The organism is Providencia sp. PROV119, assembly GCF_028482435.1.
Lineage (GTDB): Bacteria > Pseudomonadota > Gammaproteobacteria > Enterobacterales > Enterobacteriaceae > Providencia > Providencia stuartii.
Genome location: NZ_JAMPQL010000024.1, coordinates 31,899 through 47,742 on the forward strand (window position 1 = coordinate 31,899; position 15,844 = coordinate 47,742).

Consider the following 15,844-nt stretch of genomic DNA (forward strand, 5'->3'; position numbering starts at 1 on the left):
ATTGTTTATTAACCGGATAAAGGTTTCGCTTGAGATCGTTAGATGATAATTTTTTACAGTTATTATTTATAAAACTCAAAATAAGTGTTCTTAGTAATTTTATTGCATTAAAAATGATGGGGTCGATACCGATTTAGTGCTAAGATTAAAATAATTAACCAAAATTTATGAGATGACTCTATTTCTAGATTAGGGCTTATAGAAAATAGATAAATTTTAGCTTACACTAGGTTTCTTGAATGTCATTATAATAGCGAAGAAAAGTGCTGGTAAGGTAACTATATGTTTTCAAACAATAAAATTTTTGTTGCGTCTTTGCTTTTGGCTGGGACAGCAATTCTCTCTGGCTGTTCTTGGGGCTCTAACACGAATTATTCAGAAAAAACTGATGCCACAGCTTCATCAACGGCTAATTCAGCGACGGGGCAGCAGTACATGGATTATTCCCATGCTGATTCTCAGACTGTTTTAAACACGGCAATTAATCATAAGCCCGCTGGGCAAAATCCTACGATGCTAAATCAATCTGGAAGCGAAGGTGAGTCATTCCAGAGTTTAAGCACCTGTATTAAAGAACTTAATGCACTGAAAACACTGTCACCAGCAGATTACAATCGCTTAGTCGGTTCCTTTAAAGAAGTGAGCGAAATTAATCAGCTTTATAAACAAGTCGCATCGACAGCAAGTCCAGACACGATTGAACTGTTACAAATGGCAATAGAAGCTAAAACAAAAGTTCTTTGCGCGAAAGTTCGTTATAACTCAGTCCTGTCTACCGAATCAACATTGGAAAAAATTAGTGGATTATGAGAATTAACCTAAGACTTTGTATATCTTTGGCCATTTTTTCGGCTGCTTTTAGTCAATTTGCAAAATCGGATAGCTTCAATAATGTCATTGATGACTTTGACACTTACCTGCAATTAGAGCAGGAAGGTAAAGTGCCGGAAAAGCCATTGAATATTCAAGGTCAGGGATATGACTCATTTTCATCTTTACCGCTCGCTCCTGAGCCAAAAGAAAAATCTAAATCTGCTGCGGGTAAAAATGCAGGCCAAAGTAAAACGCCTGCACGTACCCAACCTAAAGCTAAAGGGACGGTCACTCAGCAGACCCAAACTAAAGTTACGACGACAAAAGTAGCTACACAAGCTAAAGGTCAGATGACAGAACAACCTAAAGTTGCTTTGTCTGAATGCCCATTACCAGAAGAAAGCATTGTGGATCAACAAACTGGTTCAGCACACCAGTCTTTGTTATTGTCATCCTACCCTTATTTCTTTAATTCAAACCAATGGCATCCACAGTATTTATCGAAAGATTTTGCTAAATACCAAATTGTTCTAGATCCATTAGGGCTTTACTCTGCTAAGTACTCAATGGGGGTATTGCGTGATAATACGGCTTACCTAGAACAGCTTGCCGATCTGCTCGCGCAACAACAATCGACTCACCTATTTAGATTTGGTGCTGCTCAAGGCGCTGGTCAGTTAATTGCTTATCATCAACTTTTAACCGATAGGCAATTAGTCGAAAAATTAATTGCACATAATAAAAGTGTAGCGGAACTCAGTCATGATATCGCCGAGAAACAATTTGAAATAGAGCGTATCAATAACGAACTTGCCGAAAATAAAAATCAAGTTGCTTTGTTACGTGAAAAACTAAGTGCAACAGATGATAAAGAAACCATTGTATTACTGACGGATGAATTGAACTCCGTTAAAAATATACTGGCAGATAAAGAAAATAATTTAGAACAACTCACTGCACAGAATCAACAAGCGCAGAAATCAATTGCGGCACTTGAGAAAAAACTTAGCGAAAGTATTCAAGCTCAAGCATTAGCAGAAAAACAACTTGCTGAGAAAGATAAACAAATAGAGCAAGCAAAATTACAATTTGAAAATGCTCAGAAGCAAGTTGAACAATTAACCGCCCAGCTAACTCAATTAGAAACGGATGCAAAAGAGCAGGCGGAACGATTAAATAAAAATAGTGACGAGCAAGTTAAGCTCGTGACTGCTTCACTTGAAAAACAGAAGGAATTACTGAAGCAAAAAGAGTCAGAACTTCAGTTAACTCAAAAACAAAATAGCGATATTCAAGCTGAACTGTTGAAACAGCAAGCAGCTTCTAAAGCTTTTGAGGCTGAGCTAAAAGCGGCACAACAACTGTTAAAAACGAATAAAACAGAGCAAGATTCGCTGACGAAACAGTATGCAGAAAGTCTGAAAATTCAGCAGCAGCTACAAGAAAAATTAGCGAAACAAGAGCAAGAGTTTGCAACAGCACAAACTCAGCTGAAAAAAGCCAATACGGATGTTGTTGAGTTGCAAAAAGAGATTGAGAAGCAGAAGCAGCTAATGACGCAAGCGTCCGATCAGCAAGTAAAAGCATTGACGGCTGATCTTAACCAACAAATTGCGTTATTGAAGAAACAAGAAGCGGTGTTGCAAAAAGCGGAGTCAGATAGCCAAGCGACACGCGAAGCGTTGGCGAAGCAACAGGCCACAGCGCAACAGTTAGTAGAGCAGAAAAAAGCGTTAGAAGCTGAGTTGAAGACAGCTCAAGCACAGTTACAAGCACAGAAAACGGAGCAAGCGACATTAGCGAAGCAATATGAAGCAGGTCAGAAAGCCCAGCAGCAGCTACAAGAAAAATTAGCGAAACAAGAGCAGGAGTTTGCAACAGCGCAAACTCAGCTGAAAAAAGCCAATACGGATGTTGTTGAGCTGCAAAAAGAGATAGAGAAGCAGAAGCAGCTAATGACGCAAGCGTCGGATCAGCAAGTAAAAGCATTAACGGCTGATCTTAACCAACAAATCGCGTTATTGAAGAAACAAGAAGCAGTGTTGCAAAAAGCGGAATCGGATAGCCAAGCGACACGCGAAGCGCTGACGAAGCAACAGGCTGCAGCGAAACAGTTAGCCGAGCAGAATAAGCAGCTCCAAGCGCAGTTAAAAGATAACGAGCAGCAGGCCGCGAAACTGCAAGCCTCGTTAACGGCTCAAACGGCACAAGCGGAGCAGAAAAAAGCGTTAGAAGCTGAATTGAAGGCGGCTCAAGCACAGTTACAAGCACAGAAAACGGAGCAAACGGCATTAGCGAAGCAATATGAAGCAAGTCAGAAAGCCCAGCAGCAGCTACAAGCGAAATTAACGCAGCAAGAAGAAGGCTTCACTACCGCTCAGGCTCAACTGAAAAAAGCGAATACTGATATCGCTCAGTTACAAAAAGAGATTGAGAAGCAGAAGCAGCTAATGACGCAAGCGTCGGATCAGCAAGTGAAATCATTAACGGTTGAGCTTACTCAGCAAGTATCGCTATTAAAATTGCAAGAAGCGGTACTGAAGAAAGCGGAAGAAGATAGCCGAGCGACACGCGAAGCGCTGGCGAAGCAACAGGCCGTAGCGAAACAGTTAGCCGAGCAGAATAAGCAGCTACAAGCGCAGTTAAAAGATAACGAGCAGCAGGCCGCGAAACTGCAAACCGTGTTGACGGCACAAACCGCGCAGACTGAGCAACATAAAGCATTAGAAGCTGAATTGAAAGCTGCTCAAAAACAGTTACAAGCACAAAAAGCGGAAGTTGAAAAACAAGCTAAAGAGCGTGAGCAACAAATTAAACGCCTTGAAACTGATATTACGACTAAAGAGAAAAAAGCGGCTGAGATTGATAAACAGTTAGTCGAGGCGAACAAACAAATCAGTGCATTAAAACTGGATGCTGAGAAGCTAAAAGGAATTGATAATAAATATCAATCTCAGAATACTGAGTTAGAAAAACTGAAAAAACAGTTAGCTGACAGTGCTAATTTGCAAAAAGAGTTAGCAACAGCTAAAGATCAATTGAAGAAACTAGAAGCTGAATTGAAACAGCAAATGTCATTAACTTCGAATGAAGCGCTTAAAGCTCAGATCATGGAGTTAAATAAAAAAGTCATGCAGCTTCAAGATGAAAATGACAAGTTAAAAGCGAAAATAGCGCCGAGTGGCTCTACATCGATTATGGGAGCACCTAAAAAGCAACTGTCTCAAAAAGAGCTAAAGGCAATTGCTCAAGCGAATGCAAAGCGTAATCAACGTATAATTGAGGAAATCACTAAGCAGAAATACAGTAAGCTTGATAGCTTTACGTATTATAAAATCCTGCAAAAAGGTAAGCCAATTACCAATGTGCAGAAGAAAAATATCACATTTATTATGCGAGAACAGCTTACTGATGGAACTCTGACGGTACTGTATAAGGATCAAGAGCCTGTCACATTGCCTTATAGTGAACTACCCGCACCGTTGAACTCCTTTGTTGAGAAAGCGGGAGAAGGGGGTATGGTTAAGGTTTATATTAAGCCAGAAGGTGGTTATGGTGTCGATGGAATACCTGGGGTCATTCCGCCAAACTCAATGTCGATTATTGATTTGAAAATTATCAGCGCTAAATAACCATAATCAAAAAGTTAAAAAAGGCCGTTTTACTAATTTAGTAAACGGCCTTTTTTGTTATCGTCCCTGCATAAGTACTGAAATTTTTTCCGTTATCCATTATTGAAAAACCACTGAAATAGAGATTAGAACCATCGAATTGAGAGCAATTCAGTTAGGGAAGGGCAGGCGTTTAGCTAATTATTATCTGCCTTTCTGTCAGTATATAGGGCAATGCACACATATCTATAACTGACAGGGCAAATGTATTTTTTAGAAATAATCTAAATCATCACATCAGTGAGTCGGTGATCTTGATTTACTTGGCGTATACCCAAAACGCTTACGATAGCTTTGTGTAAAATAAGATTGACTTGAAAAGCCTACTTCCATTGATATTTCAACGATACTCATTTGAGTATTTACAAGCAATTGATGTGCATACATAATTCTTTTTTCGCTGATCCATGAACGTGGTGAGGTTGAATAAACCGCATTAAATAGTTCTTTAAAAGTTGTTAAGCCCATACCGAATGTTTTCGCAAAATCAGCCAGCTTCCACTCTTTTAAAAAGTTATTTTCCATGAAATTCTGTAATCGTTCTGCTTGTCGATTACTCAGTTGTCTTAAATTAGCCAGCAGCTTTGAGCCTTGTTCACTATAAGAAAGCAATAAAAGAAACTCAGATATACGTAATGTCACCAGTAATCTAGGGTATTGTTGGTCAACGATGGCTTTAAAGCTATTTTTTAATTCATCAATGAGTGTTGATGTAGTAAACCTAATCACATCATAGCTATTGGTTTCTGTACGTTCAATTTCACTCAATTGGCTGCCATAAAGATTAATGAACTCTCGTAAAAATTGATCTTCTAAGGATATCCAAAGAAATTCACAATCTGACTCATCATCCGTGCTTTTTAAAGCATATGAACCTTGTTTGTGATAAAGAATATCACCACAGTGTAGTGTTTCTATTGATGTAGGGCTTTCCCATATCAAGCTGCCCTTTTCAATAATAATTAATCCTTTTGTAGGTTGGTCGATGATAGAATACGGGTTCTCTTTATTAACCAAGACTCTTTTTATACGACGGTTAGTTACATTGCTATCATTTTGCATAACGCATCCTGAGTGTTAATTTTTTAATTAAATGTTGAATTTGTTAATGTAAAGTTAAGGCTGAATTCCTTTATCTATTTATTAGATGAACAATAAATTCATCTTTATCTGATTGATCAAAATTATATAAATCAGCCTTTTTTGTGTCACAGATTAATTCTAAATATTAATAAATGTTTCCAAATGCTGATTTTCCGAATTAATATCTTTTTTTGCTCGAAAAAAGTATTGTTAAAGATGTTTTTTAGTTATTTATAACTAGTTAGTTGTTTTTGTGTAGTGATTAATACTGATAAATGGTTTTTAGTAGCATAAAAAGTAATCTAATGGTTTTATTCAATTCTGGTGTTTTTTGATCTAGATGGGGTAAGCCACCTTTTTCTGCATATTAGGAGGAAAATATAGTGATAGCTTTTATTGTTATTAATATCGGAAAATATAGTACTGATAAATAAATTTTATGTTTTTATCTGTTAGCCATGTTATCAATTAATTTTATTACATGTAACGATAATAAATATTTGTCGTAATAACATAAATCACACAATATTTGAGATAGAAATCTCATTTATTAAACATATTTTCTAAAAGTATGGTTTTTGATAGTTCTATAAACATAGATTTTGATTATTAGTTATCATGGGGTACTAATTTTTAGAGAAACGTCACTCAAACGAAATGGATATAAGCTCTGTCGAGGAAGCAACCTATTGACGAGTTAAAAAAGATTTACAAGTGTTTAGGGGGCTAAGCGATAAATGACAATTAGCATGCCATAAATTGATAGGGCAACAGTTGGCGTTAAGAAAGGGGGCTTTTAAGATTATTTAATGATTGTTTCTTTTATTATCATCACACTCATTATCAATATATTTTAGCAAACTAATAAACCCAGCGAATATCACAATGTAAATAAAAAGTTATCTAGCGGTTAATTATCTGTGGATGAATTTCTATTACGTTTTCTTTCAGGGAGTTCAGGAACTGGCTTTCGGTCATCAAGTAAATGTCTGATGGCTAAGATGGGGTGATGGAGTAACATTTTTGGCCCAGCCCAGCGCATTACTATTTTCATTTGTTCTCGCATTTTTGGCTGGTAACAATGTATTGGGCATTGTTTACAAGCAGGCTTTTGCTCTCCATAACGGCATTTTTCGAGCCGATTAATTGCATAGGCATAGAGCTTTTTATATTGTTCTGGCGAATCAGCCGGTGCAGGATGTGCCTTTTCGTAGAGTTGGATCATTTTTTCGATAGTTTTTATTTCCCGCTGGATACGTTTCCCAACCATCTGTGCACCTCAATCTATCTACAATAAATTGCATTTAATATACATGTTATTGAAGGGAATAGAAAGTCGGCATGATAAGAAGATAAACCGAAAATGGCATAAGTAACGACTTATGCCATAATAAACAATAAGATAAAATTAACTAGAAAATGAGTAATATAAATTGTTAATTAAGGTTTAACTAAACCAAAAACAAGATAAAAACTTACTTATTTAGCCTAGTAAATTGAATATTAACCTTTATTTGCCGATTGCATTATTTTTTGCATTTCGTCTTTTATATGCAATTTTTCTTTTTTAAGCTTAGCAACATGCTCATTATAACCAGCACCGGAAGGGCCTTCTAATTTGCTGATCTCTTTATCGAGCTGATGATGTTTTTCATAAAGATTTTGGAAGCGGGGATGAGTAGATATTAACTTTGAAACTAAATCTTGCTCTGTAGATAACATAGTACCTCCTCAGAATGTATTTAAGCCTCATCTCCAGTATAAGCACTGTCTATTATTTATGCATTAAAACAGAGAAGAATTTACATAGTTTTTATCAAATTTATGATCATTCTACTAAAATTAGCTATGATGGGATTGAATTAGATAGTTATATTTTCTTATTTTTGAAATTAAGAATTATCCATAGTGTAAATTGTAGTATTTTTCACTTACTCTAGGTAAAAAGATTTCTATTTTTTATTAATATGATTGCATTTGATAGGATTTTATCATGAAAAAAGCGATTTTATCTGTAATGGCAGTAGCCTTAGTATCGTCTTGCGCAATGGCGACAGGGGAGTTAGAAAAGATCGCACCTTATCCTAAAGCAGAAAATGGCATGACACGTCATGTGATCCAGTTGGCAGCAAAACCGAATGAAGATAATTATCAGGTTGAGCTTGTGATCGGTAAAACCATTAAAGCAGATTGTAACCGTCAATGGTTTATGGGCGATCTAGAAGAAAAAACACTGGAAGGTTGGGGCTATAGCTATTATCAGTTAGAAGATGTTAAAGGGCCCGCTTCAACGATGATGGCATGTTCAGAGCCTGCAAAAGAACGTTTTGTGACTACGCAACTTGGTGATGATGCTTTTGTTCGTTATAACAGCAAATTGCCTATTGTAGTTTACGCTCCGAAAGATATGGATGTGAAATATCGTATTTGGTCAACGGATGATCAACTGCTCGATTCGGTCAAGAAATAACATATCCTATAAGTGCCACGGTTAATGCTGTGGCACTTTCCTTTATGGCTATCTAATAACTAAGACAGATGTTTTTGCATGGCGTACGATAGTTGATGCCGTAGAGCCTAATAAATAGGTGGAGGCACTTGGACGATGAGAGCCGAGTACAATTAAGCTCGCACCGATATCATCGGCATAACTGAGTATTTCGTCTTTGGCGGAGCCAATGCCAATTTTGCAGGTAATTCTTTCACCGGCGATATTAATATCTTTGATCACGTCTTCTAATGCTTTCAGAGCAAGCACGGAGCGTTCTGCCGAGTTTTTATGACTTTCAGGTAAGATAGTCACTTCAATACCAAAAAATAGCTCAGCGCTTGGGATCACAGATAAAAAATGAATTTCTGGTGAGCCTAATTTTGCTAGTTCTTCGATATGTTTAATGATCTGTGGATTAAGTGAGTCTTCTAATAGGTCGATAGGAACTAAAATTTTATTATACATAACCACCTCATTCATATGTTTATTCAAGCCATTATAGCAGTTAAGATTTAATATAGTATAAAGGATTTAACTTTTGTTAAATCAATGTAATTTAAACAAAAAAACTATCATTTTCTGCTATTCAATTTAATACAAAAATAATAAAAATAACGATTATCATTCAATTCGATAGACTACAATTAAATAACAAGACTTTTCTTTAATTATATGTCAGTATTTACAGTGGATTTCATAACTAATTGATTTAAAAAGTTTAATTAAATGATAATTATTTTGCTTTTCATTAAGAATATATTATGGACAAAGAGAAAATATTAAATACGACAGGTGATGAGCTTACTCTTCAGCAGAAAAAGTTTCATGCAGCTAAAAAAAGCACCTTAGTCAGTGTCATTGTGAATATGGTGCTTTCTATATGGCAGATTATCATTGGTTTTATTTCTCATTCTCAAGGGTTAATTGCCGACGGTATTCATACATTATCAGATCTCGTTGCTGACTTTGTGGTATTAATTGCCAATAAAAAGAGTCATAAAAAGCCTGATGAAGACCATCCTTATGGCCATTTTCGATATGAAAATGGTGCTTCATTGATCTTAGGGATTATTTTATTGATTGTTGGCGTTGGCATGATTTGGTCGGCAGTACAAAAAATGCTTGACCCTGATTTAATCCAAGAAGTTCACACGATTGCTCTCGTCGCAGCATTGGTCTCGTTGGTGGCGAAAGAAGGGCTTTTCCGCTATATGTTAAAAGTTGCCAATCAGGTCAACTCCAGCATGTTGGTTGCGAATGCTTGGCACGCTCGTTCAGATGCGGCATCTTCACTGGTTGTCGCTATTGGGATTATTGGTAGCTTATGTGGTTTGAAAATTTTTGACCCTATCGCGGCATTAATTGTGGGTACTTTTGTTTTCCGCATGGGCTATAAATTTACTTATCAATCAATGCAAGATCTGATGGATAAAGGTGCGGATGAAGAAACATTGCAAGAAATTCGTACTGTGCTTGAAAACATTGAGGGGATCAAAGGGTTTCACGATTTGAAAACACGTAAATCGGGCGATTTCTATTTAGTTGATGTTCATTTAGAGGTCGATGGTGATATGTCGATTGTGGCAGGCCATGAAATTGCGGTAAATGTACGTGATAAATTAATGGAAAACCCGCAAATCCTCAATGTCATGACTCACTTAGATCCATACGATAAAGAATGTATTCATTAGTTGAAAACCGCCAATAGAAAAATAACCGAAAGGACCTCGCTTTCGGTTTTTTCTTCAAACTATCTTCCTGATTAAACCTCTTTATATCTCAATCGTGCTTTATTTCACAAACTGTTTCACTATGTGGCCGGTGTTGAACATATTGAAAATGCATCGCTCTTCGCCTCTGAAAAGCCCCTTATTGTGGTTATTTGTGTAAACGTTTACACTATCGCGAGATAGATCACAGAATAAGGTATTAGCCCGTTGCTATACTTTGCAAAGTGAATTTTCATATCCTTAATAGAATCAAGGGGTAAACGATGCAGCCAACAAAAGTGCTTGTCACAGGGGGGATGGGGTATATTGGTAGCCATACGTGTGTGCAGATGATCCAAGCTGGGTTTGCTCCAATCATTATTGATAATTTGTGCAATGCGAAAGAGGAAGTGCTCAATCGTATTGAAAAGCTAACCGCAGTGCGCCCGCTTTTTTATCAAGGTGATATTCGTGACGAATCTCTGTTAAACCGTCTTTTCTCTGAACATAAAATCAGCGCAGTGATCCATTTTGCGGGGTTAAAAGCCGTTGGTGAGTCGGTAGAAAAACCACTCGAATATTATGATGTGAATGTTAATGGCACCTTGGTGCTAGCCAAATGTATGCAGCGTGCTGGCGTACATCGTATCATCTTTAGCTCCTCCGCGACTGTTTACGGTGAACCGGATACGGTGCCTATTACAGAAAACTTTCCAACTGGCAATACACAAAGCCCGTATGGCACAAGTAAATACATGGTTGAACGCTGTTTATCCGATTTGGTGATCGCCGAACCAAATTGGTCTGTGACCTTATTACGCTATTTCAATCCAGTTGGTGCCCATCCTTCAGGTTTGATGGGGGAAGATCCGCAAGGTATACCGAATAATCTAACGCCTTATATTGCTCAAGTCGCCGTTGGCAGACGAGAAAAATTGTCTATTTATGGAAACGATTACCCTACTGTTGATGGAACAGGTGTGCGTGATTATATCCATGTTATGGATTTAGCGGATGGGCATGTGGCTGCACTGAAAGTGGTTAGTCAGCAGGCAGGATTACATATTTACAACCTCGGTACGGGGAGAGGAACGAGTGTATTGGAAGTCCTACACGCATTTGAAAAAGCTGTCGGCAGGGAAATCCCATACGTTGTTGTGCCAAGAAGGGCCGGTGATATCGCCGAGTATTGGTCGACATCAGAAAAAGCACAGCGCGAACTTGGTTGGAAGGCAACTCGTACCATTGATGACATGGCTATGGATTCATGGCGCTGGCAGTCTCAAAACCCTAATGGCTATGAATCGTAATAGATACAGGAGAAATAGAACATCATGGATAAAATAGCGTTCAACCCATCAGATTGCCCGCATCGGCGTTATAACCCATTAACAGGACAATGGGTTTTGGTCTCACCTCATCGTGCTAAACGACCTTGGAGTGGGCAAGATGAGAAGGTGGAAGTGAAACAACTGCCTAAATACGATGGAAACTGTTTTTTATGCCCAACCAACCATCGCGTTTCTGGTGATATCAATCCTGATTATCAAGATACATATGTGTTTCAAAACGATTATTCTGCACTATTACCTAGGTCTTGTGCGCAGCCAAAAGAACAATCGCCTTTATTTAAAACACAAGCGGTCAGTGGCTTGAGCCGAGTGATCTGCTTTTCACCTGATCACAGTAAGACTTTACCTGAACTATCGACAGCTCAAATCGGCCGTGTAATTGAAACTTGGCAGCAGCAAATTGATGAACTCAGCCAACGGTTTTTATGGGTACAAGTTTTTGAAAATAAAGGTGAGGTGATGGGGTGCTCTCAGCCACACCCTCATGGGCAGATTTGGGCGAGTGATTTCTTGCCTAATGAAATTGCTCGTAAAGATGAGCAATTAAAACAGTATTACCAGCAGCAAGGAAGCAATTTACTGTTGGATTATGCACAGGCAGAGCTGAAAGATGGCTCTAGAACGGTAGTGGAAACAGCACATTGGCTTGCTGTTGTGCCTTATTGGGCGGCTTGGCCGTTTGAAACCATGCTAATGCCTAAAATACATATTCGGCGTATGAATGAAATGAGTGTAGAGATACGCGATGACCTTAGTGTTGCACTGAAAAAGCTCACCTGTCGTTATGACAATCTCTTTCATTGTGCATTCCCTTACTCGATGGGATGGCATTTCGCTCCATTTTTTAGTGATAACCGAGAGATTGAACACTGGCAGCTTCATGCTCTTTTTTATCCACCTTTGTTGCGCTCAGCGACAATCAAAAAATTTATGGTTGGCTATGAAATGTTAGCTGAAACTCAACGTGATTTAACCCCTGAACAAGCAGCGGAAAGGTTACGAGGTGTCAGTGATATTCACTACAAGCAGCAGTAAATATTTAGAGCATACAACCAGCATGGCCGAGCCATTCCATTATTACCCAGATATTATCGAGAGGTTGCTATGAATAGCATCGAAATACTCCAACAAAAAGTGACAGAAGCCTTTATTAAGGGCTTTGATGCTCAGCCCGAGGTCTATGCGCAAGCGCCAGGACGTGTGAATATTATTGGTGAACACACTGATTATAATGATGGGTTTGTTTTACCTTGTGCAATTGATTATCAAACAATGACGGCAGCCAGAAAGCACCCTGACCGTTTAATTCGCGTGATTGCAGCCGATTATGGCTATGATATTGATGAGTTTAGCCTTGATGAAGAGATCCTATTTTTGCCTGAAAAAATGTGGGCAAACTATATTCGGGGCGTCGTTAAATTTCTATTAGCCAGAGGGTATCAATTTGGCGGATGTGAAATCGCGGTAAGTGGCAATGTACCTCAAGGAGCAGGACTTAGCTCGTCGGCTTCACTGGAAGTGGTGATTGGACAGACATTAAAGATATTGTATCAATTGGAGATTAGCCAACAAGACATCGCTTTGAATGGTCAGCAAGCTGAAAACCAATTTGTCGGTTGTAATTGTGGCATTATGGATCAGTTAATTTCTGCTTGCGGTGATGAGGGGCATGCACTGTTAATCGATTGCCGTAGCCTAGAGTTAGCACCGATTCCAATTCCTGATGATCTTGTCGTCATGATCATCAATTCAAATAAAAAACGCGGATTAGTGGATAGCGAGTATAATATTCGGCGTCAGCAATGTGAAACTGCGGCGAAACAATTCGGCGTGAAAGCTTTGCGGGATGTTACATTGGCACAATTCGCCCAAAAGCAGGGGGAATTGACACCTCTAGTGGCTAAACGCGCTAAGCATGTTATTAGCGAAAACGACAGAACACTTGCCGCCGCAAAAGCCTTAACTGAAAATAATCTTCCCCTATTGAGTATGCTGATGGAGCAGTCACATATTTCTATGCGGGATGATTTTGAAATTACCGTAAAAGAGATTGATACCTTAGTAGAGATTGTGAAAGCGGTTCTGGGGGATCAAGGCGGCGTGAGAATGACAGGCGGCGGTTTTGGTGGCTGCGTGGTGGCATTGATGAAACAGCAACTCGTTACTCCTGTCATTGATGCGGTTGAGCAAAAGTATCAAGCGCTGACAGGGCTGAAGGCCGATATTTATGTTTGCCAGCCTAGTGATGGTGCTGGGATCATGGCGAATGCATGAAAATTGTAGGGAGAAAAGAATGCAGTTATCGAAAGACCAAGGGTATGTGGCACGTGCATCTAAAGTGATTGCATTGACCAACAGACATGGCATGAAAATTTTATTGTCAACCTTGGGAGCAAGTTGGATAAGCTGCATATTACCCATGTCGGCAGGTAAACGTGATGTTTTACTCGGTTCACCGAATATGGCGGCCCAAATGGATCAAGGCGTTTATCTAGGTGCAACCGTTGGGCGAGTTGCGAACCGGATTGCACATGGCCGTTTTAATTTAGCAGGTCGTGAGTATCAGGTGACAAGTAATCAAGGTGAACACTGTTTACATGGCGGTCGGGATAATTTTAGTTATCGTGTTTGGAAGGTGACTCAAATTAACCCATATGAGGCAATTTTTTCGTTGGTTTCAGAAGATGGCGATCAGGGATTTCCTGGGGAATTACAAGCTGAAGTCCGCTATATATTAACGGATGAAAATAAAGTCATTATCGACTATCGTACACAAGTGAGTGAGTTGTGCCCTGTAAATTTAACCAATCATGCTTATTTTAATTTAGCAGGGGAAGATTCGGCGAGAACGGCCTTAGAGCACGATTTACAACTAGCGGCCACCCATTATCTGCCTACCGATAAGGGGGGGATCCCAACAGGCGAATGGCGTGATGTTTCTGAGACGTTTTTCGATTTTCGTCGTAAAAAGCGTATAGGCTATGATTTTTTGCAAGACGATGATCAAAAAGCAGTTGGTGGTTATGATCATGCGATGATCTTGGCTCCAGAGCTTACGGATGGTGAGCAAACGGTCGCTTCACTCTTTTCACCAGAAGGTGATGTTCGAATGGATATCGCAACAACTTTGCCAGCAATGCAAGTTTATACAGGGAATTATTTGATTTCGGTTCCGGGAAAATCACGTCATTATACCCCGTTTTCAGGTGTGGCCTTTGAAACTCAGTTTCCACCGGATGCCGTTAACCACCCTGAATGGGGGGAGCAATACAGCGGTATTTCACAGCCAAATCAAATATATCACCAGAAAACGAGCTATCACTTTATTTTCTGAGAGTAACGCCGCCTCATGCGGCGTTTTTCATATTACTATATTAAAAGTAGGGTCATCGTATCTATAATATACCCCATTGTTTTTTATACTAATGCATTGTTTAATGGCATCGACTGAACTTAGAGGTAAAAAATGGCAACGATCAAAGATGTAGCAAGAGAAGCGGGAGTGTCGGTGGCGACAGTTTCTCGAGTGATTAATCAATCACCGAAGGCAAGCAAAATGTCGATTGCTGCGGTTAAAAGTGCCATGAATAAACTCGGTTATCGTCCAAATGCAGCCGCTCGCGCATTGGTAAATCAAAGTTCTAACACCATTGGGGTATTGGTGAATGATGTCTCAGACCCTTTTTTTGGTACGATGGTCAAAGCGGTTGATGCGGTTGCCCACAAAAATGGTAAACACATTTTAATTTGTAATGGTTATCACACGGCGCAGGAAGAGCGCCAATCTATCGAATTGCTGATCAATAATCGCTGTGATGCCCTCGTTATTCACTCTAAAGCGTTGTCAGACGAAGAGCTGATAGAATTTGCCGAAGAAGTTCCTAGCATGGTATTGATTAATCGACGTATTGAGGCGATTGCTGATCGCTGTATTTCGTTGAATAACTACAAGGGTGCCTATCTTGCCACTGAGCACTTGATCCGCCAAGGCCATACTAAAATTGCTTATATTTCATCGGATCATAAAATAGAAGACGCTGAACAGCGGTTACTTGGCTATCGTGATGCATTGAAAAAACATGCAATTTCATTACCTGAAAGCTATATCGAATATGGCAAGCCTTATGGTGAGGGTGGTGAGCAGGCGATGACTAATCTATTGACTAAGTCCTTAGAGATCACCGCGGTTGTCGGGTATAACGATTTTATGGCCGCGGGGGCAATTGCAGTACTTGATGAAAATGACATTCATTCCCCAGAGCAGGTATCCGTGATTGGTTTTGATGATGTACTGATTGCCCGTTATATTCACCCACGTTTAACAACCATTCGTTATCCTATCCAAATGATGGCTGAACGTGCCACTGAATTAGCGCTTGCTTTAGCACGTAATGAAAATATAGAGGCTGGTGGTTTAATCTATTCCCCTACACTGGTACAGCGTAACTCTGTACGTCCATTGAAAACCTCATGACCTCAACAATGTAAACGTTATCATACCTTTTGATGGCGTTAACCCACCAGAGACATTTTTTCTCAAAAAATCCAAAATCGGACATTTTATGTACGTAAAATCGCCTTTAATGTGTTAAATAACATACAATTATTTGACATTTCGTTGATAAAATTAATCTATTATAAAAATCTGTGATTAATCTAACAGTGATATGCAATGGTAACGTTTACACTAATGGTGAATCATTTGGTGAAGGTGAAGGAACTTGA

Annotated in this window: 13 protein-coding genes; 9 read left to right on the plus strand and 4 right to left on the minus strand. The window is 39.1% G+C overall.

Translation table 11 applies throughout. The features are described from left to right. Nucleotides 1–282: 282 nt before the first annotated feature. Both PSF11_RS17190 and PSF11_RS17195 read left to right on the plus strand, forming a co-directional pair. The gene (locus PSF11_RS17190; RefSeq protein WP_004921685.1) at nt 283–810 is read left to right on the plus strand and encodes a hypothetical protein; all 528 of its coding nucleotides are present in this window, start codon (nt 283–285) and stop codon (nt 808–810) included. Then, nucleotides 807–4,445, plus strand: a complete 3,639-nt coding sequence (locus tag PSF11_RS17195) for a hypothetical protein (protein ID WP_272682839.1) — start codon at nt 807–809, stop codon at nt 4,443–4,445. The genes PSF11_RS17190 and PSF11_RS17195 overlap by 4 nt, the downstream gene beginning before the upstream one ends. A 276-nt stretch (nt 4,446–4,721) precedes the next feature. Here PSF11_RS17195 and PSF11_RS17200 read toward each other — a convergent pair whose 3' ends face one another. The 3 genes from PSF11_RS17200 to PSF11_RS17210 all read right to left on the minus strand — a co-directional run bounded on the left by PSF11_RS17200 (nt 4,722) and on the right by PSF11_RS17210 (nt 7,289). Next, on the minus strand, nt 4,722–5,546 hold the full coding sequence (locus tag PSF11_RS17200) for a helix-turn-helix transcriptional regulator (RefSeq protein ID WP_072502431.1): 825 nt from the start codon (nt 5,544–5,546) through the stop codon (nt 4,722–4,724). Between the two features lie 931 nt (nt 5,547–6,477). Further along, nucleotides 6,478–6,837 (minus strand): nitrous oxide-stimulated promoter family protein, encoded by a 360-nt coding sequence (locus tag PSF11_RS17205; RefSeq protein ID WP_004921676.1) that lies wholly within the window; start codon nt 6,835–6,837, stop codon nt 6,478–6,480. A 233-nt stretch (nt 6,838–7,070) separates the two neighbouring features. Then, nucleotides 7,071–7,289 carry a DUF465 domain-containing protein gene (locus PSF11_RS17210; RefSeq protein ID WP_004921673.1) on the minus strand — a complete coding sequence of 73 codons (219 nt, stop codon included), beginning with the start codon at nt 7,287–7,289 and terminating at the stop codon, nt 7,071–7,073. Nucleotides 7,290–7,560: 271 nt separating this feature from the next. Here PSF11_RS17210 and eco point away from each other — a divergent pair, with 271 nt between their 5' ends. Beyond that, entirely contained in the window at nt 7,561–8,037 is a 477-nt protein-coding gene (gene eco, locus PSF11_RS17215) for a serine protease inhibitor ecotin (RefSeq protein WP_004921671.1), read from the plus strand. 48 nt (nt 8,038–8,085) lie between these two features. On the opposite strand, the gene PSF11_RS17220 is transcribed toward eco, so the two are convergent. Continuing rightward, nucleotides 8,086–8,523, minus strand: a complete 438-nt coding sequence (locus PSF11_RS17220; protein ID WP_014656379.1) for a universal stress protein — start codon at nt 8,521–8,523, stop codon at nt 8,086–8,088. Between the two features lie 296 nt (nt 8,524–8,819). On the opposite strand from PSF11_RS17220, the gene PSF11_RS17225 reads away from it, so the two are divergent. The 6 genes from PSF11_RS17225 to PSF11_RS17250 all read left to right on the plus strand — a co-directional run bounded on the left by PSF11_RS17225 (nt 8,820) and on the right by PSF11_RS17250 (nt 15,593). Then, entirely contained in the window at nt 8,820–9,749 is a 930-nt protein-coding gene (locus PSF11_RS17225; RefSeq protein ID WP_014656378.1) for a cation diffusion facilitator family transporter, read from the plus strand. A gap of 302 nt (nt 9,750–10,051) precedes the next feature. Continuing rightward, nucleotides 10,052–11,077 carry a UDP-glucose 4-epimerase GalE gene (gene galE, locus PSF11_RS17230; RefSeq protein ID WP_004921658.1) on the plus strand — a complete coding sequence of 342 codons (1,026 nt, stop codon included), beginning with the start codon at nt 10,052–10,054 and terminating at the stop codon, nt 11,075–11,077. A 24-nt stretch (nt 11,078–11,101) separates the two neighbouring features. Continuing rightward, entirely contained in the window at nt 11,102–12,154 is a 1,053-nt protein-coding gene (locus PSF11_RS17235) for a UDP-glucose--hexose-1-phosphate uridylyltransferase (RefSeq protein ID WP_072502430.1), read from the plus strand. A gap of 78 nt (nt 12,155–12,232) precedes the next feature. Further along, a complete protein-coding gene (gene galK, locus PSF11_RS17240) occupies nt 12,233–13,393 on the plus strand; it encodes a galactokinase (protein ID WP_442958773.1) in 1,161 nt (386 codons plus the stop codon). Between the two features lie 19 nt (nt 13,394–13,412). Next, the gene (galM, locus tag PSF11_RS17245) at nt 13,413–14,453 is read left to right on the plus strand and encodes a galactose-1-epimerase (RefSeq protein WP_036941133.1); all 1,041 of its coding nucleotides are present in this window, start codon (nt 13,413–13,415) and stop codon (nt 14,451–14,453) included. 132 nt (nt 14,454–14,585) lie between these two features. Continuing rightward, nucleotides 14,586–15,593: a substrate-binding domain-containing protein gene (locus PSF11_RS17250; protein ID WP_004921645.1), complete on the plus strand. Its 1,008-nt coding sequence runs from the start codon at nt 14,586–14,588 to the stop codon at nt 15,591–15,593. Nucleotides 15,594–15,844 lie beyond the last annotated feature (251 nt).